The organism is Variovorax sp. IB41 (assembly GCF_016405905.1).
Lineage (GTDB): Bacteria > Pseudomonadota > Gammaproteobacteria > Burkholderiales > Burkholderiaceae_C > Variovorax.
Map to the genome: position 1 here is coordinate 130855 of NZ_JAEFCB010000010.1, position 24500 is coordinate 155354.

Sequence of the window (24500 nt, forward strand, 5' to 3'; positions counted from 1 at the left end):
CGCTATTCGCGCCAGGTGCCGGGCGCCAATCCATCGAGCGTGTGCGGCCCGATGGCGGCGCGGATCAGGCGAAGCGTGGGCAGTCCGACAGCGGCGGTCATGCGCCGCACCTGGCGGTTGCGGCCTTCGCTGATTGCGAGTTCGATCCATGCGGTCGGAATGCTCTTGCGCTCGCGGATGGGCGGTTGGCGCGGCCACACGTCGGGCGGCGGGTCGAGCAGGCGGGCGCGGGCGGGGCGCGTGAGGCCGTCGTTGAGTTGCACGCCCTCGCGCAACCTCGCGAGCGCCTCTTCGGTCGGCACGCCTTCGATCTGCACCCAATAGGTTTTCTCCATCTTGAAGCGCGGATCGGCGATGCGCGCCTGAAGCTGGCCGTCGTTGGTGAGGAGCAGCAGGCCCTCGCTGTCGGCATCGAGGCGGCCGGCGACGTAGACGTCGGGGATGTCGATGAAGTCCTTGAGTCCGCGCCAGCGGCCCTCGGGGGTGAACTGGCTCAGGACGCCGTAGGGCTTGTTGAAGCGGATCAGACGGGAAGAGGATGGCAAGGTCATGGGCGCTGGGCGTCGTGTGGCGCATTGGCCAACTGCGGCAAGTAGTCTCGCACCAGTTTCGGCATCCGCTTGTGAGCCGTTTGACGATTATGGGGACTGAGGCTTCCGTGCAATTCTCATAAATCCAAATTCATACGGAAAATCTTTTGACGTCAATGAGTTATCAAAATCCTGGCGCTGGAAACTGCACCCAGATTCAGAAGCCGGCAACGGGCCACATGAAGGAGGGGGACTGTCCTGCCACGCGCCGTTGTTTAGTTCGTCCTAATCCAGAATATTGAGCCGACAAAAGGACTGCTGAAATGTTCATGCGAAGCTTCATCTACATCGCGGCCCTGACAAGCGCGGGCCTTCTAACGGTCGGGTGCAGCAGCACATCCATTCGCGTCGGCGGTGCGCCCGATGCGAGCGTCAAGAACTGCGTGACTGCAGCGGCGCGCGAACTGCGGTTGCCGGCGGGCAGCATCGCGGTGGACAGCGGCTCGACGCCGCGCGATGGCGTCTACACGATCAATCTCAAGGTCGGGCCGCAAGGCCGCTCGGCGGTGTGCACGACGGACGAGAACAGCGCGGTGCTGGGCGTGGTCTACAAGCGGCCTGAATGAATGAAAAAGCCGGGGCCATTGCGGCCCCGGCTTTGTGCAGAGGAGGGGGCGGGTTACTTGCCCCAGCTGTCCCGCATGCCAGCGGCGCGATTGAACACCCGCTTGCCCGCCGCATCCGTCTTCGTATCCACCACGAAGTACCCATGCCGCTCGAACTGAATCCCGACGCCGGCTTCCGCTGTCGCCAATGAAGGCTCCACAAACGCCGAGCAGATCTCCAGGCTCTGCTTGTTCAGCTCGTCCAGCAACTCCCCGCTCCCCGGATTCGCCGCCGCGAACAGCCGCTCGTACAACCGGACCTCGGCCTGCACCGCATCCGCCGCGGCCACCCAAGTGATCGTTCCCTTCACCTTGACCGCGTCCGCCCCAGGCGTGCCGCTCTTGGTGTCCGGCACCAGCATGGCCTGCACTTCGAGGAGCTTGCCGTCGGCATCGCGCGTGGCGCCGGTGCATTCGATGACGTGGCCGTACTTCAGGCGCACCTTGTTGCCCGGGAACAGGCGGAAAAAGCCCTTGGGCTGCACGTCCTCGTAGTCGGTGCGCTCGATCCACACATCGCGGCCGAGCTTGAACTCGCGCTTGCCCATCTCGGGGTGGTGCGGGTGCACGGGGGCGGAGCAGTCGTCCAGAACCTCGTCGCCGCCCATGAGCTCGCCCCAGTTCGTGATCACCAGCTTGACCGGGTCGAGCACGGCCATGGCGCGCGGGGCGATCGGGTCGAGGCTGTCGCGCAGCGCCGCTTCGAGGCTCGCGTAGTCGATCCAGCCGCCCGACTTGGTGGTGCCGCTGCGCTCGCAGAACAGGCGCAGCGCCTCGGGCGTGTAGCCGCGGCGGCGCAGGCCCGCGATGGTGGGCATGCGGGGGTCGTCCCAGCCGTCGACGTGGCCTTCCTCGACCAGCTGGCGCAGCTTGCGCTTGCTGGTCATCACGTGGGTGACGTTCAGGCGCGCGAATTCGTACTGGCGCGGGTGAGGGCTGGCGATGAGGCCGCCTTCGGCCAGGCGGTCGAGCAGCCAGTCGTAGAAAGGGCGCTGGTCTTCGAATTCGAGGGTGCAGATGGAGTGAGTGATCTGCTCCAGCGCGTCTTCGATCGGGTGCGCGTAGGTGTACATCGGGTAGATGCACCACTTGTCGCCGGTGTTGTGGTGCGTGGCCCGGCGGATGCGGTAGAGCGCCGGGTCGCGCATGTTGATGTTGGGGCTCGCCATGTCGATCTTCGCGCGCAGGATGGCGGCGCCGTCGTCGAGTTTGCCGTCGCGCATTTCGCGAAAGCGGGCGAGGTTTTCTTCGGGTGTGCGGCTGCGGAAGGGGCTGTCGGTGCCGGGGGTGTTGAAGTCGCCGCGGTTGGCGCGCATGGCCTCGGGGCTTTGCTCGTCCACGTAGGCGAGGCCCGCGCCGACGAGGTACTCGGCCGCTTCGTACATGAAGTCGAAGTAGTTGCTCGCGAAGTACTCGTGCGGCTGCAGGGTGCCGGGGGCGCTAGGGCGGTCGGCCAGGTAGGTCTCGTAGCCGAGCCACTTCACGGCGTCGCGGATGGAGTCGACGTATTCCTGCTCTTCTTTTTCGGGGTTGGTGTCGTCAAAGCGCAGGTGGCTCACGCCGCCGTATTCGCGGGCCAGCTCGAAGTTCAGCCAGATGCTCTTGGCGTGGCCGATGTGCAGGTAGCCGTTGGGCTCGGGCGGAAAGCGAAGGCGCACCTTGGCGGGGTCGGTCATGCCCTGGGCGTGGTGGGCGGCGTTGCCGGGGGAGCCGCCCCATTTGCGGCCAGAATACGCGCCCTGTGCGAGGTCGTTCTCGATCACGTGGCGCAGGAAATTGCTCGGTGCAGCGGCCGTTTTGGCGCCGCTTTTGTCGGTCGGGGAGGTCATTGCTTCATTCTAGAGGGCACCCCCTGCGGGTTACCTTTGGCAACGTTCTTCACAATGGCCAGTGCACCCCGTTTGCAATTGCCGCGTTCAATACACACAAGGGCGGTCCAGACCCGGACGCAGCCCTCCGAAACAAGGAGTCAACATCATGAGCCTCACACGTTCCACCTTCTTCAAATGGGCCGCCGCGGGTGTCGTGGCAGCCGGGGCATTGTTTGCAGCCACCTCGGCCAGCGCGCGCAGCGACGTGAGCTGGTCGGTCGGTGTCGGCCTGCCGGGCGTGGCGGTCGGCGTGGGCGGTCCCGCCTACTACCCGGCACCGGTCTACGCACCGCCGGCCCCCGTGTACTACGCACCGCCGCCGGTCTACTACCGTCCGCCGCCGCCGGTGTACTACCGTCCGGCCCCGGTCTATTACGGCCCGCCGGCTTACTACGGTCCCCGCTACTACGGCGGTGGCTACTACCGCGGTGGTCACCGTCATGGCCACTGGCGCTAAATCGCCACACGATTCGTGACTGAATGAAAAAAGCCGGCCTCCAAAGGGCCGGCTTTTTCATGGACGCTCGCCGGGTGAATTTCACATCGCGCGAAAAAGATGCGCGTAGAGCCGGCTGACCGGAATCTTCTCGGCCCGCCCGCGCAGCATGAGATGCAGCTTGCCGGCCTCGTCGCGGTGCACCGATTCGATGACCGCGCTGCGCACCACCACCGCCCGATGCACCTGCCAGAAGGTGTCGGCGTCGAGCTGGGTCAGCAACTGCTTGAGGGGTGTGCGGATCAGGTATTCGTGCGTGGCGGTAAGCACGCGCAGGTATTTGTCGGCCGCCTCGAAATACAGCACCTCGTCGATCGGCACCATGCGCACGGTCGTGCCGCCGGCATCGCTGGCGGCAATCATCCGCAGCGGTGCGGGCGCGGCTGCAGGCAAGGCACTACCGGCGCCGGCTGCTGCGAGCACCTGGCGCCACTGCGCAAGGGTTTGCTCGAGCGCCTCACCGGCCACGGCGGGCGAAGCGGACGCCGAAGGCTGCCGCGCCGCCAGCGCCTGCTGCAGCCGCGCTACGGTCTTGCGCAACCGCTCGGGCTGCACGGGCTTGAGCACATAGTCAATCGCCTGCGCCTCGAAGGCGCGCGCGGCGTATTCGTCGTAGGCGGTGACGAACACCAGCTGCGGCATCGGCGCCTCGTCGGTGGGCCAGCTGTCGGCCAGTTCGGCGGCGGCGCCCAGGCCGTCGAGACCCGGCATGCGGATGTCGAAAAACAGCACCTGCGGCAAGAGGCGCAGCGCCTCGCGCACCGCGCTGCGGCCGTCGCCGGCGATGGCGACGATCTGCAACCCGGGCCATGCGGCGGCCAGCTCGGCCTTGAGGGCTTGCGCCAGAAGCGGCTCGTCTTCGGCGATCAGTGCGGTGGGGTTCATGGTTGTCATCGCATTCAAGGGGCCGTCGCAGGCAGCGGAAAGCTCAGCGTCGCGCAGGTTCCGCCGGCCGGTGCCGCCGCAAGGCGCATCTCGCTCTGCGCGCCGAACACGGTGGCCAGTCGCTCGCGCACCTGTTCGAGCCCGAAGCCGCTGCCGCCTTCCTCAGCGTCAGAGGGCAACGCCGCATCGGGCCCGACGCCGGTGTCGTTCACTTCGATGACCAGCCGGTCCCCGTTCCTGCGCGCGCGCACGGCGATCTCGCCGCCCTCGACCTTGGGCTCCAGCCCATGGCGGATGCTGTTTTCCACCAGCGGCTGCAAGAGCAGCGGCGGCACGGGAATGTCGCGGAGGTCCTCGGGCAGATCGAGCGTGTAGCGCAGGCGCTCGCCCATGCGCACCGACATCAGTTCGAGGTAGTCAGCGAGCCGATCGAACTCGGCCGACAGCGGATGCGCCAGCGCGCGCGAGCCGCTCAGCGTCATGCGCAGGTAGCTGTTGAGCCGGTCGAGCATCGCCACTGCGCGCGGCGGATCGAGGGTGATCAGCACCCGCAGGTTCGCCAGCGTGTTGAACAGCATGTGCGGCTCCAGCTGCGTCTCCAGCAGCTTGAGCCGCGCCTCGGTCGCGTCGCGCTGCGCCAAATCGAGCTGGCTTCGCATGTGCTTGCTCTTGCCCAGGCTGAAGAAGAAATAGCACACGCCGGTGCTGGTGGCGAGCGTGATGACGATGCCCGTCATCAGCTTGTGCCCGGCGAAATCGAGAAAGTCGAACCGCGGCGCGCCGCTCCACGCGTCGCCGATCAGGTTGCCCAGCACGAAGCCGATGGTCACGCCCGTGGCCACCAGGGCGATGCCTCTGAGGCCGTGCGGCCACAGCATTTCGCGGTGCCCGGTCAGCACGAGCCGGCCGGCGTCGATGCACAGCCAACTGATCATCCCGATGGCCAGCGAATAGACCAGGTGGTCGGCCCAGCTGCCGTTGCCGTGGTCGGTCAGGGTCATGGCGGTGGCGATGAGGCAGCAGAAGACGGCGGTGATCAGGCCATGCCGCAGCATGTCCCGCAGGTTCTCGGGGCGGAACCGGGGGCTGGCTGTGGCCTGGCCCTGGCTCAACGGTGGTCCCCGGCGCCCAGCGCGCGGCGCTCGCGTGCAACCAGCCGGTCGTAGAACCCGCCGCCGGGCGCGAGGAACCAGATCACCGCGCCGTGGATGACGAGGCCCAGGCCCCAGCCCATCAGCGGGTACATCGCCCAGGTGCGGCCGTTGGCGGCCGACAGCGTGACCAGCCCGAGGTTGACCAGCACGTAGACGAAGGCGTGGATGTACCAGCCCATCTTGGCGCCGGCGCGGCGGCGGGCGAGCTTCTCCAGGTTGGGCTGCGAAGCGTTGGAGGTGGTGGTGTTCATGACAACTCCTTGATTTGAACGGGAATGAAATCGGGTGCCGAAGGCGGCGTTGCGGGGCGGAGCGCCGCGCGTTGCCGCAGCTCTTCGGTGGTATCACCGGGCCCATCCGGCCGCCAGCCCGGTGGCTTGACCAGATAGCCCACGAACGCACGCACCGAGCGCGCCGAGCGCAGGTCGCGCAGGAGCGCGCGCCAGTGGGTGAACTCGATCTCCAGGATGTTGTGCGAGGTGATCGGGTTCACCAGCCCGTAGCGGCAGGGAAGGTCGGCGCGCTCGGGAATGTAGGTGCCGAAGAGGCGGTCGAACACGGTGAGCACGCCGCCGTAGTTGCCGTCCAGGTATTCCAGGTTCGAGGCGTGGTGCACGCGGTGCGCCGAGGGCGTGTTGAACACCCATTCGAGGGGCCCCAGGCGCGGAATCCACGTCGCATGAATCCAGAACTGGTAGAGCAGGTTCAGCGTGAGCATCAGCAGGATCACCTTGGGCGGCATGCCCAGCAGCGGCGCCAGCATGAAGAACAGCAGCGTGCCGGTGAGGCGGCCGGTCCAGCCGAAGCGGTAGGCGGCCGACAGGTTCAGCTGGTTCGGCGAATGGTGGATGGCGTGGGTGCACCAGAACCAGCGCACCCGGTGGGCCGCGCGGTGGTACCAGTAGTAGCAGAACTCCTGGCCGATGAAGCAGGCGACCCAGCCGCTCCAGTGGTCCATCGGCAGGGTGAAGAGGCGATGGTTCCAGAACCAGTCCATCGCGCCGCTCCAGAAGGCCACCGGCAGCAGCCAGCGCAGCGGGTATTCGCGCACCAGAAAGTCGAACACCGAGACGCCGGCCGCCTTCCAGTCGTAGCTGGCCCAGCCGTTGCGCCAGGAGAGCACCAGCGCCTCGAGGACCGAGGCGACCAGCACCACCGTGACGGAGATCTTGAGGAGCAGAAAGAGCACGGTCATGGCGGTTCCTGGCGAGGCTGGGCGCGCGGGGCTGGGGCTTGGATCTTAGGCCGCGCGCACGCCGGTGGCGACAGCGTCGGTGGCGATCGCCAGCTTCCACAGCCGCACGGCGCGGGCCGCGAAGATGCCGCTGAAGGCACCGTAGAGCGTCGGGATGGCCAGGGCGAAGACCGCCTGTTGGCGCAGCTCGGGGTGCATGGCGAGCGAGGCGCCCACGACATACTTGGTCAGGAAGATGCCCATCATGAGCGCGAGCGGCACGGCGCTCCCGGCCACATGAAACGTGCGGGCCGCCGCGTCGAAGCGGGTTGTGGCCGGCAGGGGACGCTGCAGCACCAGCGCCATCAGCACCGCGGCCGCAGCCGCCCAGCCCAACAGGGCGCCCAGCGAATCGCCGAAGGCCGAGAGCACGCCGAAGACCGACAGGCCGCCCATGACAATGGGCATCAGCGTGACGCGGGTGAGGCTCACGCTGTTCGAGAGCAGTTGCTTGGCGCCGAGCCAGACGAGCAGCACGAAGACGGCGAACACCCACTTGGGCGTGTGAAGAAGGATCTGCAGCAGCATGGTGGGTTCTCCGATGAAAGGTATGTGAGTTGTGAGCGGGGAAGCGATGGGCGGACTGTGCCGACGCGCCGCGCCAGCGGCCACCGCCATGCGACGAAATGCAGGAGAACGGCGCGAGGCGCCTGCGGACAGCGTGAACTGCGGCCGCCGGCGCGAGCTTTACCGCCGCTTTACGGCACAGCAAACTGCGGTACTACCATTCGGCGCTGTACTCTAGGCCGCACCCTTCGCACCCTCCCGACGCATCCCATGGACCCCAAAACTCCCCCCGAGCCCCTGCCGCCCACCGTGTCGCCGACACATCCTCCGGTACGCAGGCGGCGGTGGCTGGGGTGGCTGTTGACCCTGGCGCTGCTCGTGGCCCTGGGCGGCGGTGCGTGGTACCTGATCCAGCGCTCGAAAGCGCCGGCGGCCGGCCCCGGCGGGCCGGGCGGCCCTGGCGCCGGGCGAGCGGGCGGTGGCGGTCCTGGTGGGCGGGGCGGTGGCGGCGGTGCAGCCGCCAACACGGTCGGCGTCGCCACTGCGCGGCAGGCCGACATTCCGGTGCAGCTCGAAGCGCTGGGCACGGTCACCCCGCTGGCCAATGTCACGGTGCAGCCGCAGGTCTCGGGCGTGCTCACCGAGGTGCTCTTCAAGGAAGGGCAGATGGTCAAGAAGGGCGAGGTGCTCGCCACCATCGATCCGGCGCCGTTCCAGAACGCGCTGGCGCAGGCCAGCGGCGCACGCCAGCGCGACGAGGCCCAGCTGGCCGCGGCGCGCGTCACGCTGCAGCGCTACCAGACGCTGCTCGGCCAGGACTCCATCGCCCGGCAGGACGTCGACACGCAGGCCGCGCTGGTCAAGCAGCTCGAAGGCACGGTCGCCATCGACCGCGCCAACGAAGGCACGGCACGGCTGAACCTCACCTGGAGCCGCATCACCGCGCCGGTGAGCGGGCGCATCGGCTTGCGGCCGGTGGACGCTGGCAACTACATCTCCACCGGCACCACCGGCGGCGTGGCGGTCATCACGCAGATCGCGCCCATCGACGTCGAGTTCTCGGTGCCGCAAGACCGCGTGCCCGAAGTGCAGGAGCGCCTCGCGCAGGGCGCGCAGCTGGAGGCCACGGCCTTCGACCGCACCCGCACGCGCCAGCTCGCCCGGGGCATGTTCTCCACGCTGGACAACCTGGTCGACACGCAGACCGGCACCGTCAAGTCGAAGGCCCGTTTCTCCAATGCCGACGGCGCGCTGTTCCCGAACCAGTTCGTCAACCTGCGGCTCCTGCTGCGCACCGTGAGCAGCGCGGTGGTAGTGCCGGTGACGGCGCTGCGCCACGGGCCCAACGGCGACTATGTGTACGTGGTGAACGAAGACAACACCGTCTCGCAACGCCCCGTGACGCGCGGCGAATCGAGCGTGGACAACGTGGCCGTCATGTCGGGCCTGAAGGCCGGCGAGCAGGTCGTGACCGAAGGCGGCGACCGCCTGAAGGACGGCGCCCGCGTGCAGACCCAGGCCGACCGGCCGGCCACGCCGGCTTCGGGCGCCGCATCGGGCGCGCGCCGCGGCAACCGCGAAGGCGGGCGGCGGGGCGAGCGCGGCAACAGGGAAGGCGGGCAGCGCCAGCAAGGCGGTGCCGGTGCAGCCGAGGGCGGAGGCGCCGCGCCGCCGAGCCAGCCGATCGAGTCGGCCACGCCGCCGGCCGGCGCGCCCGTGCCCCCGGCCACGCCGACCGTTCCGCCCACGCCCGCCAACGGCCCGGCACGCTGAGGCGGGCTTGCCGCAGCCACGCGCACGATGAGCCCCTCACGCCCCTTCATCCTTCGCCCGGTGGCGACCTCGCTGCTGATGGTCGCCATCGTGCTGGCCGGCCTGGTCGCGTTCCGCTTCCTGCCGCTGTCGGCCCTGCCGCAGGTCGACTACCCGACCATCCAGGTGCAGACGCTCTACCCCGGGGCCAGCCCCGAGGTGATGAGCAACACCGTCACCGCGCCGCTGGAGCGCCAGTTCGGCCAGATGTCGGGCCTGGACCGCATGAGCTCGACCAGCGCGGCGGGCGTGTCGATCGTCACGCTGCAGTTCTCGCTCGGCCAGACGCTGGACGTGGCCGAGCAGGAAGTGCAGGCCGCCATCAACGCCGGCGGCTCGCTGCTGCCGGCCGACCTGCCCGCGCCGCCGGTGTACGCCAAGGTCAATCCGGCCGACGCGCCGGTGCTGACGCTGGCCATCACGTCCGACACGCTGCCGCTCACCGAGGTGCAGAACCTCGTGAACACACGCCTCGCGCAAAAGATCAGCCAGGTCTCGGGCGTGGGGCTCGTGTCATTGAGCGGCGGGCAGCGGCCTGCCGTGCGCATCCAGGCCAACACGCAGGCGCTGGCGGCCAACGGCATCGGGCTGGATACGCTGCGCACCGCCATCAGCGCGGCCAATTCCAACGGCGCCAAGGGCAGCTTCGACGGCCCCAAGCGCGCCTACACCATCAACTCGAACGACCAGCTGCTCACCGTCGAGGACTACAAGAACCTCATCGTCAGCTACAAGAACGGCGCGCCGATCCGCATGGTCGATGTGGCGCAGGTGGTCAACAGCGCCGAGAACACGCAACTCGGTGCCTGGGCCGGCACCAAGGCGGCCGACGGCGGTGAGGGCAAGCTCACCCCGGCCATCATCCTGAACGTGCAGCGCCAGCCCGGCGCGAACGTGATCGCCACCGTCAACGCCATCAAGAAGCAGCTGCCCGAGCTGCAGGCGGGCTTTCCCGCGGGCCTGAAGATCGAAGTGCTGAGCGACCGCACGGCCGGCATCCGCGCCTCGGTGCAGCACGTGGAGATGGAACTGGTGCTGGCCGTGGTGCTGGTGGTGCTGGTGATCTTCGCGTTCCTCGGCAGCCTGCGCGCCACCGTCATCGCGAGCATCGCGGTGCCCATTTCGCTCATCGGCACGCTGGGGCTCATGTACCTCCTGGGCTACAGCCTCAACAACCTGAGCCTGATGGCGCTCACCATCGCCACCGGCTTCGTGGTGGACGACGCGATCGTGATGATCGAGAACATCGCGCGCTACATCGAGGAGGGCGAGAAACCATTGCAAGCCGCGTTCAAGGGCGCGACGCAGATCGGGTTCACGATCATTTCTCTGACGGTATCGCTCATCGCGGTGCTGATTCCGCTGCTCTTCATGGGCGACGTGGTGGGGCGTCTGTTCCGCGAATTCGCTGTGACGCTGGCCATCACCATCCTGATCTCGGCCGTGGTGTCGCTCACGCTGGTGCCGATGATGTCGGCGCGCTGGCTCAAGCACGAGCCCAAGAAGGAGCCGGGCGGCACAGGTTTCGGCGCACGCGCGCAGCGTTTCTTCGACGGCGTGATGGTGCGCTACGACCGCTCGCTGCACTGGGTGATCGACCACCAGCCGCTCACGCTGCTGGTCGCTTTGCTCACCATGGTGCTCACGGTGGTGCTGTACCTCACGATTCCCAAGGGCCTGTTTCCCACGCAGGACACCGGCCAGCTGCAAGGCCGCATCCAGGCGGCGCAGGACGTGTCGTTCGACCGCATGGCGCAACTGCAGCAGCAGGCGGCGCGCGCGCTCCTCGACGACCCCGACGTGGAGAACTTGAGTTCCTTCGTCGGCGTGGACGCCGCCAACAACACCATGCTGCACACCGGCAGCATGCTCATCAACCTGAAGGGCAGCCACGACAGCCAGCAGGAAGTGATGGACCGGTTGCGCGAGCGCGTGCGCCAGGTGGCCGGCGTCACGCTGTACCTGCAGCCCACGCAGGACCTGACCATCGACGCCGAGACCGGCCCGACCGAATACCGCGTGTCGCTCGAAGGCGTGAACAGCGCGCTCATCACCGAGTGGATGCAGAAGCTGGTCGCGAAGCTGCAGGACTCGCCGAAGGTGCGCAACGTGAGCAGCGACGCCGGCGCGCAGGGCCTGGCCGCGTTCGTGAATGTGAACCGCGACACCGCGGCTCGCCTCTCGATCACCGCGAGCACGGTGGACGACGCGCTCTACAGCGCCTTCGGCCAGCGCATCGTCTCGACCATCTTCACCGAGACCAACCAGTACCGCGTGATTCTCGAAGCGCGGCCCGGCATGGTGAACACGCCGCAGACGCTCGGGCAACTGAACCTGATCGCTGGCTCCGGCACCGCCACGCCGCTGGCCGCGATCGCCGATATCTCGGAGCAGCAGGCGCCGCTGCAGATCACGCACGTGGCGCAGTACCCGGCGAGCACGCTGAACTTCGACACCGCGCCGGGCGTGTCGCTCGGGCAATCGGTCGATGCGATCCGCGCGGCGGCCAAGGAAATCGGCATGCCCAGCAGCATCACGATGACCTTCCTCGGCGCGTCGGGCGCTTACGAGCGGTCGCTGTCGAATCAGCTGTGGCTCATTCTTGCGGCGATCGTTTGCGTGTACATCGTGCTCGGGGTGCTGTACGAGAGCTACGTGCATCCGCTGACGATCCTGTCGACGCTGCCCTCCGCGGGTGTGGGCGCCTTGCTGGCGTTGATGATCACGGGCAATGACCTGGGGGTGATCGGGATCATCGGGATCATCCTGCTGATCGGCATCGTGAAGAAGAACGCGATCATGATGATCGACTTTGCGATCGATGCGGAGCGGACGGAAGGGAAGTCGCCTCGGGAGGCGATTCACCAGGCGGCACTGTTGCGGTTCAGGCCTATCTTGATGACGACGCTCGCTGCGTTGTTTGCTGCTGTGCCTTTGATGCTGAGCTTTGGTGAGGGTGCCGAGTTGCGGCGGCCGCTGGGGCTCGCGATCTTCGGCGGGTTGATCGTCAGTCAGCTGCTGACGCTGTTCACTACGCCTGTTATTTATCTGGCGTTCGATCGGCTTGGCGGAGGGAGCTCGCGGCGGGCGGTGATCGAGGAGGAAGCGGCTTGATCCGTTTTGCCTTCTGTTCTTCGTTTTCTTCCCGAGGCCGGGTCTCGCCCCGGCGGGCGACTTACTTTCTTTTGCTTCGCCAAAAGAACGTAAGCAAAGAAAAGGCGACCCTGCTGTCTGCGACCCTTCGCTTCGCTACGGGCAACCTGCGGTGCTCACGTTTCGCGGGGTCTCGCCGAACTCGCTGCGCTCAAACAGCGGCGAGCCCTGATCCGCGAAACGCTGCGCTCCTCGGCGCAGCCAGAAGGGAGGGGAAGTCTTCGGGCCATCGCTTTGCTCGGCTTGCAATCCTCGGGCCTTTGCTTCGCTCGGCTGCGGTGCCCCCACCCCGGCCCTCCCCCAAGGGGGGAGGGAGAAAGACCAGACCTGCAACACAGGGCCTTGATGCATTGCTCCTTCCCCCGCTGGGGGAAGGCTGGGAAGGGGGCTCGACGGCCCTCGCAACACGGCAGTGCTTCAACAAGCGCCGCGTGCCCCCACCCCAACCCTCCCCCGGAAGGGGAGGGAGCCAATCCAAGCCGAGCGAAGCAAAGGCTCGTGAGGTGTCCAGGCGCCGAGCGCAGCGATGGCCCGCTGGTTCCCAAAGCCCTTCTGTATGCGCCGAGGAGCGGAGCGTTTCGCGGATCAGGGCTCGCCCTTGTTTGAGCGAAGCGAGTTTGGGCGAGACCCCGCGGAACGTGAGCACCGCAGGTTGCCCGAAGCGAAGCGTAGGGACGCAGACAGCAGGGTCGCCTTTTCTTTGCTTACGTTCTTTTGGCGAAGCAAAAGAAAGTAAGTCGCCCGCCGGGGCGAGACCCGGCCTCCGCCCCCAGCAGGGGAAGCCGCGATGAATTTGTCGCTCCCCTTCGTCAGAAGACCCATCGGCACAGTCCTGCTGACGATAGGCATCGCCCTCGCAGGCATAGCCGCGTTCTTCGTGCTGCCAGTCTCGCCACTCCCCCAGGTCGACTACCCAGTCATCTCGGTAAGAGCCTCGATCCCCGGCGCAAGCCCCGAAACGATGGCAACCAGCGTGGCGACGCCGCTGGAGCGCCACCTGGGCACCATCGCAGGCGTCAACGAAATGACGTCCACGAGCTCCGTCGGCTCCTCCCGCGTCACCCTCCAGTTCGACCTGAGCCGCAACATCGACGGCGCCGCCCGGGAAGTGCAGGCCGCCATCAACGCGAGCCGTGTCGACCTCCCCGCCACCCTCCGCAGCAACCCGACCTACCGCAAGGCCAACCCGGCGGCGTCGCCGGTCATCATCCTGGCCCTCACCTCCAAGACAAAGACCCCGGGCCAGATCTACGACGCGGTGTCGAACATCGTGAGCCAGCGCCTGTCGCAAGTCGACGGCGTGGGCGACGTCGAGATCGGCGGCGGCTCGCTCCCCGCCGTGCGCATCGAACTGCTGCCGTTCGCACTCAACCGCTACGGCATCAGCACCGAGGACGTGCGCGCCGCCATCCAGGCCTCCAACGCCAACCGCCCCAAGGGCATGGTGCAGGGCGACGGCCGCAAGCTCCAGATCTACACGCAGACGCCGGCCCTGCGCGCCAGCGACTACGCCTCGATGGTCGTGGCCTGGCGCAACGGCGCGGCGGTGCGGCTGCAGGACGTGGCCGAGGTGATCGACGGCGTGGAAGACACGCGCACGCTGGGCCTCTTCAACGGCGAGCCGGCGATCATCATCCTCATCACGCGGCAGCCCTCGGCCAACATCATCGAAACCGTGGACAGCGTGCGCGCATTGCTGCCCGAACTGCAGGCGCAGCTGCCGCCCGACGTGACGCTGCAGGTCGCCTCGGACAGCACCAACTCCATCCGCAGTTCGCTGCACGAGGTCGAGGCGACGCTGGTCATCTCGGTGCTGTTGGTGGTGCTGGTGGTGAGTCTCTTTCTTCGCAGCGTGCGCGCGACCATCGTGCCGGCCGTGGCCACCATCGCGGCGCTGCTGGGCACCTTCGGGGTGATGTACCTGCTGGGCTTCAGCCTCAACAACCTGAGCCTGATGGCGCTCACGGTGGCCACCGGCTTCGTGGTGGACGACGCCATCGTGGTGCTGGAGAACACCAGCCGCCATATCGAGTCGGGCATGTCGCGCATGAAGGCGGCGCTGCTGGGCGCCAAGGAGGTGGGCTTCACCGTGCTGTCGATCAGCGTCTCGCTGGTGGCGGTGTTCATTCCGCTGCTGTTCATGGGCGGGCAGGTGGGGCGGCTTTTCCGCGAGTTCGCGATCACGCTGTCGGCGGCGGTGATGATCTCTCTGGTCATCTCGCTCACCACCACGCCGATGATGTGCGCCTGGCTGCTCAAGCGCGGCGGCGAGCACGACAAGAACAAGCCGCAAGGGCGCCTCGGCCGCATGGCCGCGCGCAGCTACGACTGGGTGCTCAAGCGCTACGAGACCAGCCTGGACTGGGCGCTCGACAGCAAGGGGCTGGTCATGCTCATCCTGGTGGCGGTGGTGGGGCTGAACGTCTATCTCTTCAGCGCCGCGCCCAAGGGCTTCTTCCCACAGCAGGACAGCGGCCAGCTCAACGGCGGCCTGCGCGCCGACCAGAGCATCTCGTCGCAGGCGCTGGCTGCCAAGCTGCGGCAGGTGATCGACATCATCCGCAAGGACCCGGCGGTCGACACGGTGATCGGCTTCACCGGCGGCTCGCGCGCGGGTGGCGGCTTCATGTTCGTGAACCTCAAGCCCGCCAATCAGCGCACCGAGAGCGGCCTGGCCGTCATCGCGCGCCTGCGGCCCCAGCTCAACGAGGTGACGGGCCTGCGCGTGTTCCTCGGGACCGTGCAGGACGTGCGCTCGGGCGGGCGCTCGAGCAACTCCACCTACCAGTACACGCTCAAGAGCGACAACCTGACCGATCTGCGCACCTGGGCCACCAAGCTCTCGGACGAGCTGAAGCTGCAGCCCCTGCTCACCGACGTGGACACCGACCAGGACCAGAACGGCGTGGAGACGGTGGCCAAGGTCGACCCCGACAGCGCGCGGCGCCTGGGCCTCACCTCCACCGCCATCGACAACGCGCTCTACAACGCCTTCGGCCAGCGCCAGGTGGCCACGATCTACACCGAGCTGAACCAGTACCACGTGGTGATGGAATGGGCGCCGCGCTACACGCGCAGCCCCAATTCGCTGAGCGACGTGTACGTGCCGGCCACCCGCACCTCGGTGATCGGCGGGCAGACCGTGACCACGCAGGTCGCGGCGACGACGACCACCACTTCGACGACGGGCGGCGCCGCATCGACCGCCACGGCCGCGAGCACCACGGTGCCCGTGTCGGCCAACGCGGGCCTGCGCGGCGCATCGACCGGCAATGTGCTGAGCAACACGCCCACCACGCTGGTGCCGCTGTCGGCGGTGGCCAAGTTCGAGGAGCAGTCGGTCGCCACCTCGGTGAGCCACGACGACGGCGAGCTAGCGACCACCATCTCGTTCAACCTCGCCGAGGGCGCGAACCTGGGCGATGCGCGCGAGGCCATCGCCAAGGCCGAGGCCAACATCGCGATGCCCACCAACGTGCGCGGCGCATTCGCCGGCACCGCCGCCAGCGCGCAGCAGTCGCAGGGCCAGCAGGTCATGCTGATCCTGGCCGCTCTGATCGTGATCTACATCGTGCTGGGCATTCTTTATGAAAGCCTGGTGCACCCGATCACCGTGCTCTCGACGCTGCCCTCGGCCGGCGTGGGCGCGGTGCTGGCGCTCCTGATGTTCCGCATGGAGTTCTCGATCATTGCGCTGATCGGCGTGTTCCTTCTGATCGGCATCGTGAAGAAGAACGCCATCCTGATCATCGACTTCGCGCTGGAGGCCGAGCGCTCGCGCGGGCTCACGCCGCTGGAGGCGGTGCGGGAGGCGTGCCTGCTGCGCTTCCGGCCCATCCTCATGACGACGATGGCGGCCGCGCTCGGCGCGCTGCCGCTGGCCATCGGTTTCGGCGAGGGGGCGGAACTGCGCCGGCCGCTGGGCGTGGCCATCATCGGCGGGCTGATCGCGAGCCAGTTGCTGACCCTGCTGACAACGCCGGTCGTCTATCTCCTGCTCGACAAGCTGCGCCGCCGTGGCAAGAACGAACACGAATTGAGCCGTGTCACGCCCGCTTGAGAACAACACCATGAACGCACTGCCGACTTCATCCCCTGTCACGCTCGAAAAGGGCCAACCGTTCACGCTGAGCCTGTCGAAGCGCCGCGCAGAGCTTCGACAGGCTCAGCCCGAACGGTTTGTGTTCCGGCTCGGCGTGTTGGCCCTCGCCGCCGCGCTCGCGGGTTGCGCGGTCGGGCCCGCCTACCAGGTGCCGACCTCCGCGGCGTCCAACGCCTGGAAGGAGCAGCAGACCGCCGAAGGCTGGCTGCCCGCCGCACCCGCCGATGCGCTGGACCGCGGCGAGTGGTGGAAGCTCTTCGCCGACCCCACGCTCGACGAACTGGCCGGCCGCGTGCAGGTGTCGAACCAGAACATTGCCGCGGCAGTGGCCAACTACACGCAGGCCCAGGCGCTGGTGCGCGGCGAGCGCGCGCAGCTCTTTCCCTCGGTGTCGTTCAGCGGCAGCGGGCGGCGCAGCGGCAACGTGAACAGCAACAGTGAAACAGCCAGTCCGTCGAACAGTTTCTCCGCCTCGCTCAATGCCAGCTGGACGCCCGACGTCTGGGGGCGCCTGCGCGAAGCGGTGAGCAGCGCGCAGGCCAACGCACAGGCGAGCGAGGCCGACCTCGCGGCGGCGCGCCTCTCGGCCATCGGCGATCTGGCGACCAACTACTTCTCGCTGCGGGAGGCCGACGCCGAGATCGTGCTGCTCGACGAAACCATCGCGGGCTACCAGCGCGCTTTCGAGATCACGAGCAACCGCTATGCAGCGGGCATTTCCGCGCAGACCGACGTGCTGCAGGCGCAGACGCAACTGGTCAATGCCAAGGCCGACCGCGTGGGCCTCACGCGCACGCGTGCCACGCTGGAACACGCCATCGCAATGCTGGTGGGCGTGGCCCCGGCGGACTTCACCTTGCCGGCCGCGACCTGGACCCCCACGGTGCCCGGCGTGCCGACCGGCGTGCCCTCGACGCTGCTGCAGCGCCGCCCCGACATCGCGGCGGCGGAGCGCTCGGTGGCCGCTGCCAATGCGCAGATCGGCATTGCGCGCGCCGCGTATTTCCCGAACATCCCGCTGACCGCATCGGTCGGCAGCACCAACGCGAGCCGCGTGAAGGACCTGTTCAGCTCGGCCAACACGCTGTGGTCGCTCGGCTTCTCGGTGGCGCAGGTGGTGTTCGATGCCGGCGCGATCGGCGCGAGCGTCGATGCGGCCAAGGCCGGCCACGAAGCCGCCGTGGCGCGCTACCGCCAGACGGTGCTCACCGCATTCCAGGCGGTCGAAGACCAGCTGACGACGGGCGCCACGCTCGCGCAGCAGGAGGGCTTCCGCCGCGAAGCCACGCTCGCGGCCGACAAGACCGAGCAGCAGTTGCTCAACCGCTACCGCGCGGCGCAGGTGAGCTACACCGACGTGGTGACGGCGCAAGCCGCTGCCCTCAGCGCGCGGCGTGCGCTGGTGCAGCTGCAGGGCAATCGCCAGGCCTCGGCGATCGCGCTCATCCAGGCGATGGGCGGTGGCTGGCAGGCCGGGTGGATGGCCGGCAACGACACGGGCGCTGCGGCACAGCAACCTGCCGGCCCTCGCGCGCAGTAAGCGCGAGGAGGGCGGTTTCGCGGAGGGGCGCCATGCCCATCCAGTCGGCTCCGCCGCTCGCGCGGCGGGCTTCGTTTCACGGCGCAGTCGTTCCCGGCGTTGTTCCCGGCGTTGTTCCCGGCGCTCAGTGCGCCGGACGGTTCAGCGTGCTGCCCAGGTAGTCCTTGTCGGTCACCAGCACCCAGAGGGCGAGCACCAGGATCACCGCGGCCACGAGCACCGCGTTGACCATCGCCGTTTCCATCGCGGCGAAACCGACCAGCCACGGCGATGCGGCAAGCCACACTGCGAGGGCCACTTCGGTCCACTCTTCCCACTGCTTGGGCACGAAGGTCGCGCCCAATGCCACGGCGCCCAGCACGATGCCGGTGGCCACCATGGTCCACATGGCGGGCGAGATGCCCTGAAAGCCCAGGACCCAGGGCGAGACGATCAGCCAGGCGCCGGCGACGGCGTTGACGGGGTCTTGCCAATGCTTCACTTGCTTCATGGTCATTACCTCCTGTCGCGACAAGGCGCCGCGACAGCGGTTGGACACCCGCGTCGGGGCAGGGTTCCGTCCCGGGGCAGCGGCTATCCGCGTGCGACAGGAGGCAAAAGGTACGCACCCGACTCGAACAGCTGCGCCTCGGCCTGGTCGATGCGCTTGATGCCCGGCTTGCCCGCGCGGCTGGCGAGCAGTTCGACCAGCGCCTCGGTCACCGCCACGCCGGCCGCCACCGACGGAAAGAACGAGGGGCTGTTGATCGTGAAGAGCAGCGTCTCGTCGGCCAGCAGCGAGAGCGGCGAGGTCACGCTGTCGGTGATCGCGACGATGCGGCAGCCGGCCGCCTTGGCGGCTTCGGCCACCTGCAGCGCCTCGCGCGAGTAGGGCGCGAAGCTCGCCACCACCAGCGCATCGCCCTTGGCGAAGGCGCGCTGCTGCATCTCCAGCGAGCCGCCCTGGCCGTCGACCAGGTGCACGCTCGCGCGAAAGAGCCGGTACACATAGACGAAAGAGAACGCGATCGGAAAGCACGCGCGAAAGCCCGCCGCATGCACGGCCGCCGCCTTCTCGATCAATGCGCAGGCCTTCTGCAGCGCCTGCTCGCTCTGCTGGTGCGTGGCTTCCAGGTTGCGGCGCTGCACCTCGAACATCTCGCCCGTGAGGCCGCGGTCGTGCGAGCGGCCGACCAGCTGCTTGGCGCGCCCGCCGTAGGTCTCGCTGCCCAGGCCCATGTCGCCCGCGAAGGCTTCCTTGAGCTGCGGCCAGCCCGCATAGCCCAGGTTCTGCGCGAAACGCACCAGCGTGGCCGGCGTGCTTTGCGCGCGCGTGCCCACGTTGCGCATCGAGGCGGTGATCACTTCGTTGGGATGGTCGAGCACGTAGCGCGCCACCTGTTGCAGGGCAGGGCTCAGTTCGTTGAAGCGCTGGCGGATCTGGTCTCTGGCGCCCATGGCGGTGTCTCTCTTCTGGCTGCGGTTGGAACGAATGTACCGGACATGGAACGATGAAACAGTTGACGGAACAAATGTTCCAAACAATAATTCGCCCGAAACATTGGTTCCAAAGACCGTTCCAGATCTCCACCGCCATGACGCACGTCTTTCACCGCAGCCTTCGCCAGACCCCGCCCGTTGCCACGAGCTCGAAGGGCATGTTCATCCGCGATGCCGAAGGCCGCGAATACCTCGATGCCTCGGGCGGCGCGGCCGTTTCGTCGCTGGGTCACGCGCACCCCGAGGTGCTGGCCGCCATGCACGCGCAGCTCGACACGCTGGCCTACGCCCACACCAGCTTCTTCACGAGCGAAGTGGCCGAGCAATTGGCCGATGAGCTGATCGCCTCCGCCCCCGAAGGCATGAGCCACGTGTACCTGGTGAGCGGCGGTTCTGAGGCCGTGGAGTCCGCGCTCAAGATGGCGCGCCAATACTTCGTGGAGATCGGGCAGCCGCAGCGCACCCACTTCATCGCGCGCCGCCAGAGTTACCACGGCAACACGCTGGGCGCGCTCGCGGTGGGCGGCAACGCATGGCGCCGCGAGCCGTTCGCGCCGATCCTCGTGCCGGCCACGCATGTGTCGCCGTGCTATCCGTACCGCGAGCAGCGCGAGGGCGAGAGCGCCGTGCAGTACGGACTTCGCCTCGCGGCCGAGCTCGAAGCGGCCATCGTCGCGCAGGGCGCCGACCGCGTGATCGCTTTCGTCGCCGAAACGGTAGGCGGTGCCACGGCCGGCGTGCTCACGCCCGTGCCGGGTTACTTCAAGGCGGTGCGCGCCGTGTGCGACAAATACGGCGTGCTGCTGATCCTCGATGAGGTGATGTGCGGCATGGGCCGCACCGGCTCGCTGCATGCGTGCGAGCAGGAGGGCATCGCGCCCGACCTGATGACCATCGCCAAGGGCCTGGGCGGCGGCTACCAGCCGATCGGCGCGGTGCTCGCGCAGCAGAAGATCGTCGAGGCCATGTCCAGGGGCAGCGGCTTCTTCCAGCACGGCCACACCTACCTCGGCCATCCGATGGCCTGCGCGGCGGCGCTCGCGGTGCAGCAGGTGATCCGCCGCGACGGCCTCGTCGCGAAGGTGCGCGAAGACGGCGTGGCCTTCGGCGCGATGCTCGCCGAGGCGCTGGGCAACCACGCGCACGTGGGCGACATCCGCGGGCGCGGCTTCTTCTGGGGCATCGAGCTGGTCGCGGACCGCGCGAGCAAGGCGCCGTTCGATCCGTCGCGGAAGGTCCATGCGCTCGTCAAGAAAGACGCGATGGCGCGCGGCCTGTTGTGCTACCCCTTCGGCGGCACCGTCGATGGCCGCCAGGGCGATCACGTGCTGCTCGCGCCGCCCTTCATCGCGACGCGCCAGGACCTGCAGGAAATCGCCGCCCGTCTCGCGGCCTCCATCGATGCGGTCACGCGGGCCGCCGCGCGCTGATCGCAACCCCCGTTTCCCTTCGCCGTTTTCTTCAACCCGCCGTTCCGAGGAGCGCTCCCATGCCCAAGCTTCGTCTGCCGATTCCCTTCGGTACTGCCGCTCTCGCGGTGGCCTGCACCCTGTTGCCGTTCGCTGTCGCAGAGGCGCAGGAGAGCGACACGCTCGCCAAGATCAAGGCGAGCGGCGCCATCACCTTCGGCTACCGCGAGTCGTCGTTCGGCTTCTCGTACCTGGACGGCAACTTGAAGCCCGTGGGCTACAGCATCGAGATCTGCAACCGCATCGTCGAGGCGGTGAAGACCGAGCTCAAGCTGCCCGCCATCGAGATCAAGTACCAGGCCGTGACTTCCGCCAACCGCATGCCGCTGGTGCAGAACGGCACGGTCGACATCGAGTGCGGCTCCACCACCAACCTGGTCGATCGCCAGAAGCAGGTGGCCTTCTCGCCCGATATCTTTCGCTACAACGTGCGCATGCTGGTGAAGGCCGATTCGGGCATCCGGAGCATCGCCGACCTGCAGGGCAAGACCGTGGCCACCACCAGCGGCACCACGTCGTTCCGCCTCCTGCGCGAGGCCGACCGCGGCCGCAGCCTCGAGGTGACCAACCTCGCGGGCAAGGACCACAGCGACTCGTTCCTGCTGGTGGAGAGCGGCCGCGCGCAGGCCTTCGTGCTCGACGACATCCTGCTGGCCGGGCAGATCGCGAATGCGCGCAACCCGAAGGACTTCATCATCACCGGCGAGAGCCTGCGCACCGAGAACCAATCGCTCATGTTCCGCAAGGACGATGCGGCCTTCAAGGCGCTGGTGGACCGCGTGGTCTCGGGCATGATGAAGTCGGGCGAGATGGAAAAGCTCTACAGCAAGTGGTTCATGTCGCCGATTCCGCCCAAGGGCATCAACATCAACTACCCGCTCAATGCCGAGACGAAGGATGCGTTCGCCAATCCATCGTCCAAGGGCATCTGACACGAGGCTGCTCTCGATGAAGACGAGACCGTTCACGCTGAGCCTGTCGAAGCGCCGCGCAAGGCTTCGACAGGCTCAGCCCGAACGGCTGCGGTTGATCGATGCGCCTGGGTTCTTTCTCTAACGCTCCTCTGTTCCTCGCATGACACGCATCGCCCTCGTCCACGCGCTCTCGCATTCGGTCGCCCCCATCAACGAAGCCTTCGCGCGCGACTGGCCCGAGGCGGTGCGCATGAACCTGCTGGACGACAGCCTCTCGGCCGACCTCGCGCGCAACGGGCGTGGGCTGGACGCGGCGATGCACGAACGCTTCCAGCGCCTTGCGCAGTACGCGGTCGACACGGGTGCCGAGGGCATCCTCTTCACCTGCTCGGCCTTCGGGCCGTGCATCGAGGCGGTGGCGCAACGGCATGCGGGCATTGCGGTGCTCAAGCCCAACGAGGCCATGATCGCCGAGGCGATGCAGAGGGAAGGGCGGCTGGGATTGATCGCGACCTTCGCACCCACGCTCGCATCGATGCCGCCGGAATTTCCCGCGGGTGCCGCGTTGGAACTCGCGTTGGCCGAAGGCGCGCTCGATGCACTGAATGCCGGCGACGCGCAGCGCCACGACGCGCTCATCGCCGCGCAGGCCGCGATGCTGCGCGATCGCGGCTGCACGCGCATCGCGCTCGCGCAATTCAGCATGGCGCGCGCCAGTGCGGCTTGTGCAGAGGCCAGCGGCCTGCTGGTGCTTACGACGGTCGACAGCGCAGTGCGCGCGCTGCGCCGGCGAACGGGCCAGCCGCGCTCAGCGTGAGCCGCCGTGGCCGATGGCGCTGACCAGCGTGGTCATCGCGATCTGCGCCGCGTCGCTGCGCCCGAGCATGCGGCGCAGGCCCGTCTCGCGGTCGGTCGCCTCCAGGCCTTCGGCCAGGCGCCGGTAGATGTCCGACGAAGGCATCGTGGCCGCGGTGCCGAGCGCATCGCAATAGGTCTCGGTGAGAAGGCCGGTGAGCTGTTCGCTCTGTTCGCTCGACAGCTTCATGGCGTTGCCGCTGAACACGGCCGCGATGCAGTGCATGAGGTAGGCCTGCGTTTCGAGCGAGAAGGCCTGCTGCCGCACATAGTCTTCGACGGCCGACCAGAAGAGCGGGTCGGAGGTGCGGCGCCAGCTCTCCAGCACCTTGCGCGCCTTGGCCACGAGGTCGGCGTGCGCGCCCGCGGGTTCGCTCGGGCGCAGCGCCAGGCCCTGCAGCGTGAGCGAGGCCACGGGGCCGGCCGCGCCGAGGATGAAGCTCCAGAACTTCCAGCGCGCGTACCACTTCTTGTCGTGCGCGGGGTTCAGCGCCTCGAGCAGGCCCAGGTCGATGCGCTGGCAGGCATCCGCCTGCTGCTCCGCGACGCAGCCGTCGCCCAGGTCGAGCAGTTGGATCTCGGCCTCCATGCGGTCGGCGGCGATGTTGCCCTCTGCAACGATGCCCGCGCACGAGCCCGAGCGGTCGATGTCGGCCAGGCGCTGCATCAGCATGCGCAGTTCATGGGTGGAAGCACCGGTGGCGCCGGCCACGCGGCGGATGGACTCGCATTGTTCCTGTGCAACGGCCTGCGGGTGCTTCAGGCGGTCCTGGCCGTGGTCGTCGGCGGTCGATGCGTGCTCCTCCGCGGGGGTGAACGTTCGCATGAGAGATTCCTTGGGGCACCTGATGGTCTGGCCGACGAATATGTGTCGATGCGTTTCCGGTGAACATCCCCGGAATTAGGTATTCGGTACTCGCCCGCTACCTGAACAAAAGCTGACCGATGCCCTCGCCATAATTGATGCTCTTTGAAGGAGTACGCGTGGATATTGTTTTGCTGGTCAAGGCCGCCATCATGGGCATCGTCGAAGGGCTGACCGAGTTCCTGCCGATCTCGTCGACAGGGCATCTGATTCTTGCGGGCTCGCTGCTCGGCGGCTTCGGCGACAACCGGGGCAAGGTGTTCGAGATCGCCATCCAGACCGGCGCGATCTTCGCGGTGATCCTGGTCTATTGGCAGAAGATCAAGTCGACCGTCGTGGCACTGCCGCGGCAACCCAAGGCGCAGCGCCTGGCGCTGAACATCCTCATCGGCTTCCTGCCTGCCGTCGTGCTGGGCCTCCTGTTCGGCAAGGTGATCAAGGCCCACCTGTTCATCCCGACCGTGGTGGCCAGCACGTTCATCATCGGCGGCTTCATCATCCTGTGGGCCGAGAAGCGGCCGCCGGGCTCGGTGCGCGTGGAGCATGTGGACGACCTCACGCCATGGGACGCGCTCAAGGTCGGCCTCGTGCAGTGCTTCGCGATGATCCCGGGCACGAGCCGCAGCGGCTCGACCATCATCGGCGGCATGCTGCTGGGGCTCTCGCGCCAGGCGGCGACCGATTTCTCTTTCTTCCTCGCGATCCCGACCCTGATCGGCGCGGGCGCGTACAGCGTCTACAAGGAGCGCGCGCTGCTCTCGGCAGCCGACATTCCGCTGTTCGCCGTGGGCCTGGTGTTCTCGTTCATCAGCGCGTGGCTGTGCGTGCGCTGGCTGCTGAAGTTCATCAGCACCCACAACTTCATTCCGTTCGCCTGGTACCGCATCGCCTTCGGCATCGTGGTGCTGGTGACGGCGTGGACCGGCACGGTGGTCTGGGCGGACTGATCCTGCAGGCCGCTCAGGCGGC

The 24500-nt window shown here is 67.7% G+C and carries 20 protein-coding genes; 10 read left to right on the forward strand and 10 right to left on the reverse strand.

Annotation, left to right across the window (positions count from 1 at the left end):
- Positions 1 to 2: 2 nt before the first annotated feature.
- Positions 3 to 551, reverse strand: a complete 549-nt coding sequence (locus JC881_RS19080; protein WP_198787280.1) for a pseudouridine synthase — start codon at positions 549 to 551, stop codon at positions 3 to 5.
- Positions 552 to 853: 302 nt separating this feature from the next.
- Here JC881_RS19080 and JC881_RS19085 point away from each other — a divergent pair, with 302 nt between their 5' ends.
- Positions 854 to 1156 (forward strand): hypothetical protein, encoded by a 303-nt coding sequence (locus tag JC881_RS19085; protein WP_198787281.1) that lies wholly within the window; start codon positions 854 to 856, stop codon positions 1154 to 1156.
- 53 nt (positions 1157 to 1209) lie between these two features.
- Here the strand turns inward: JC881_RS19085 and JC881_RS19090 are convergent, their stop codons facing one another.
- Positions 1210 to 3024: a glutamine--tRNA ligase/YqeY domain fusion protein gene (locus JC881_RS19090; protein ID WP_198787282.1), complete on the reverse strand. Its 1815-nt coding sequence runs from the start codon at positions 3022 to 3024 to the stop codon at positions 1210 to 1212.
- 148 nt (positions 3025 to 3172) lie between these two features.
- On the opposite strand from JC881_RS19090, the gene JC881_RS19095 reads away from it, so the two are divergent.
- Positions 3173 to 3523, forward strand: a complete 351-nt coding sequence (locus tag JC881_RS19095) for a hypothetical protein (protein WP_198787283.1) — start codon at positions 3173 to 3175, stop codon at positions 3521 to 3523.
- Positions 3524 to 3604: 81 nt separating this feature from the next.
- On the opposite strand, the gene JC881_RS19100 is transcribed toward JC881_RS19095, so the two are convergent.
- The 5 genes from JC881_RS19100 to JC881_RS19120 are packed head-to-tail and all read right to left on the reverse strand — an operon-like array spanning position 3605 to position 7363.
- The gene (locus JC881_RS19100) at positions 3605 to 4447 is read right to left on the reverse strand and encodes a LytR/AlgR family response regulator transcription factor (protein WP_198787284.1); all 843 of its coding nucleotides are present in this window, start codon (positions 4445 to 4447) and stop codon (positions 3605 to 3607) included.
- 14 nt (positions 4448 to 4461) lie between these two features.
- Complete coding sequence (locus JC881_RS19105; RefSeq protein WP_198787380.1) at positions 4462 to 5502, reverse strand: sensor histidine kinase; 1041 nt, start codon at positions 5500 to 5502, stop codon at positions 4462 to 4464.
- Positions 5503 to 5555: 53 nt separating this feature from the next.
- On the reverse strand, positions 5556 to 5852 hold the full coding sequence (locus JC881_RS19110) for a 2TM domain-containing protein (RefSeq protein WP_198787285.1): 297 nt from the start codon (positions 5850 to 5852) through the stop codon (positions 5556 to 5558).
- Positions 5849 to 6796, reverse strand: coding sequence for a sterol desaturase family protein (locus JC881_RS19115; RefSeq protein WP_198787286.1), 948 nt, complete (start codon positions 6794 to 6796; stop codon positions 5849 to 5851). Before JC881_RS19115 ends, JC881_RS19110 begins: the two co-directional genes overlap by 4 nt.
- A 45-nt stretch (positions 6797 to 6841) precedes the next feature.
- Positions 6842 to 7363, reverse strand: coding sequence for a DUF6622 family protein (locus JC881_RS19120; protein ID WP_198787287.1), 522 nt, complete (start codon positions 7361 to 7363; stop codon positions 6842 to 6844).
- Positions 7364 to 7612: 249 nt separating this feature from the next.
- Here JC881_RS19120 and JC881_RS19125 point away from each other — a divergent pair, with 249 nt between their 5' ends.
- From JC881_RS19125 to JC881_RS19140, 4 genes are all read left to right on the forward strand, one after another.
- Positions 7613 to 9115 carry an efflux RND transporter periplasmic adaptor subunit gene (locus tag JC881_RS19125; RefSeq protein ID WP_233101895.1) on the forward strand — a complete coding sequence of 501 codons (1503 nt, stop codon included), beginning with the start codon at positions 7613 to 7615 and terminating at the stop codon, positions 9113 to 9115.
- A gap of 27 nt (positions 9116 to 9142) precedes the next feature.
- On the forward strand, positions 9143 to 12268 hold the full coding sequence (locus JC881_RS19130; RefSeq protein WP_198787288.1) for an efflux RND transporter permease subunit: 3126 nt from the start codon (positions 9143 to 9145) through the stop codon (positions 12266 to 12268).
- A gap of 826 nt (positions 12269 to 13094) precedes the next feature.
- On the forward strand, positions 13095 to 16367 hold the full coding sequence (locus tag JC881_RS19135) for an efflux RND transporter permease subunit (protein ID WP_198787289.1): 3273 nt from the start codon (positions 13095 to 13097) through the stop codon (positions 16365 to 16367).
- A 10-nt stretch (positions 16368 to 16377) separates the two neighbouring features.
- A complete protein-coding gene (locus JC881_RS19140) occupies positions 16378 to 17949 on the forward strand; it encodes an efflux transporter outer membrane subunit (protein WP_233101896.1) in 1572 nt (523 codons plus the stop codon).
- 124 nt (positions 17950 to 18073) lie between these two features.
- Here JC881_RS19140 and JC881_RS19145 read toward each other — a convergent pair whose 3' ends face one another.
- Together JC881_RS19145 and JC881_RS19150 are read right to left on the reverse strand one after the other, a co-directional pair.
- Positions 18074 to 18439: an SPW repeat protein gene (locus tag JC881_RS19145; RefSeq protein ID WP_198787290.1), complete on the reverse strand. Its 366-nt coding sequence runs from the start codon at positions 18437 to 18439 to the stop codon at positions 18074 to 18076.
- A gap of 83 nt (positions 18440 to 18522) precedes the next feature.
- Positions 18523 to 19386: a MurR/RpiR family transcriptional regulator gene (locus JC881_RS19150; protein ID WP_198787291.1), complete on the reverse strand. Its 864-nt coding sequence runs from the start codon at positions 19384 to 19386 to the stop codon at positions 18523 to 18525.
- A gap of 137 nt (positions 19387 to 19523) precedes the next feature.
- On the opposite strand from JC881_RS19150, the gene JC881_RS19155 reads away from it, so the two are divergent.
- The 3 genes from JC881_RS19155 (at position 19524) to JC881_RS19165 (ending at position 22628) form a co-directional block, all read left to right on the forward strand.
- Positions 19524 to 20858, forward strand: coding sequence for an aspartate aminotransferase family protein (locus JC881_RS19155; RefSeq protein ID WP_198787292.1), 1335 nt, complete (start codon positions 19524 to 19526; stop codon positions 20856 to 20858).
- Positions 20859 to 20917: 59 nt separating this feature from the next.
- A complete protein-coding gene (locus tag JC881_RS19160) occupies positions 20918 to 21829 on the forward strand; it encodes a transporter substrate-binding domain-containing protein (protein ID WP_198787293.1) in 912 nt (303 codons plus the stop codon).
- A 142-nt stretch (positions 21830 to 21971) separates the two neighbouring features.
- Positions 21972 to 22628, forward strand: coding sequence for an aspartate/glutamate racemase family protein (locus tag JC881_RS19165; protein WP_198787294.1), 657 nt, complete (start codon positions 21972 to 21974; stop codon positions 22626 to 22628).
- Here the strand turns inward: JC881_RS19165 and JC881_RS19170 are convergent.
- Positions 22620 to 23492 (reverse strand): hypothetical protein, encoded by an 873-nt coding sequence (locus tag JC881_RS19170; RefSeq protein WP_198787295.1) that lies wholly within the window; start codon positions 23490 to 23492, stop codon positions 22620 to 22622. The two genes, JC881_RS19165 and JC881_RS19170, sit on opposite strands and share 9 nt — an antisense overlap.
- A 158-nt stretch (positions 23493 to 23650) precedes the next feature.
- Here JC881_RS19170 and JC881_RS19175 point away from each other — a divergent pair, with 158 nt between their 5' ends.
- Complete coding sequence (locus tag JC881_RS19175; protein WP_198787296.1) at positions 23651 to 24478, forward strand: undecaprenyl-diphosphate phosphatase; 828 nt, start codon at positions 23651 to 23653, stop codon at positions 24476 to 24478.
- The last annotated feature ends 22 nt before the right edge of the window (positions 24479 to 24500 follow it).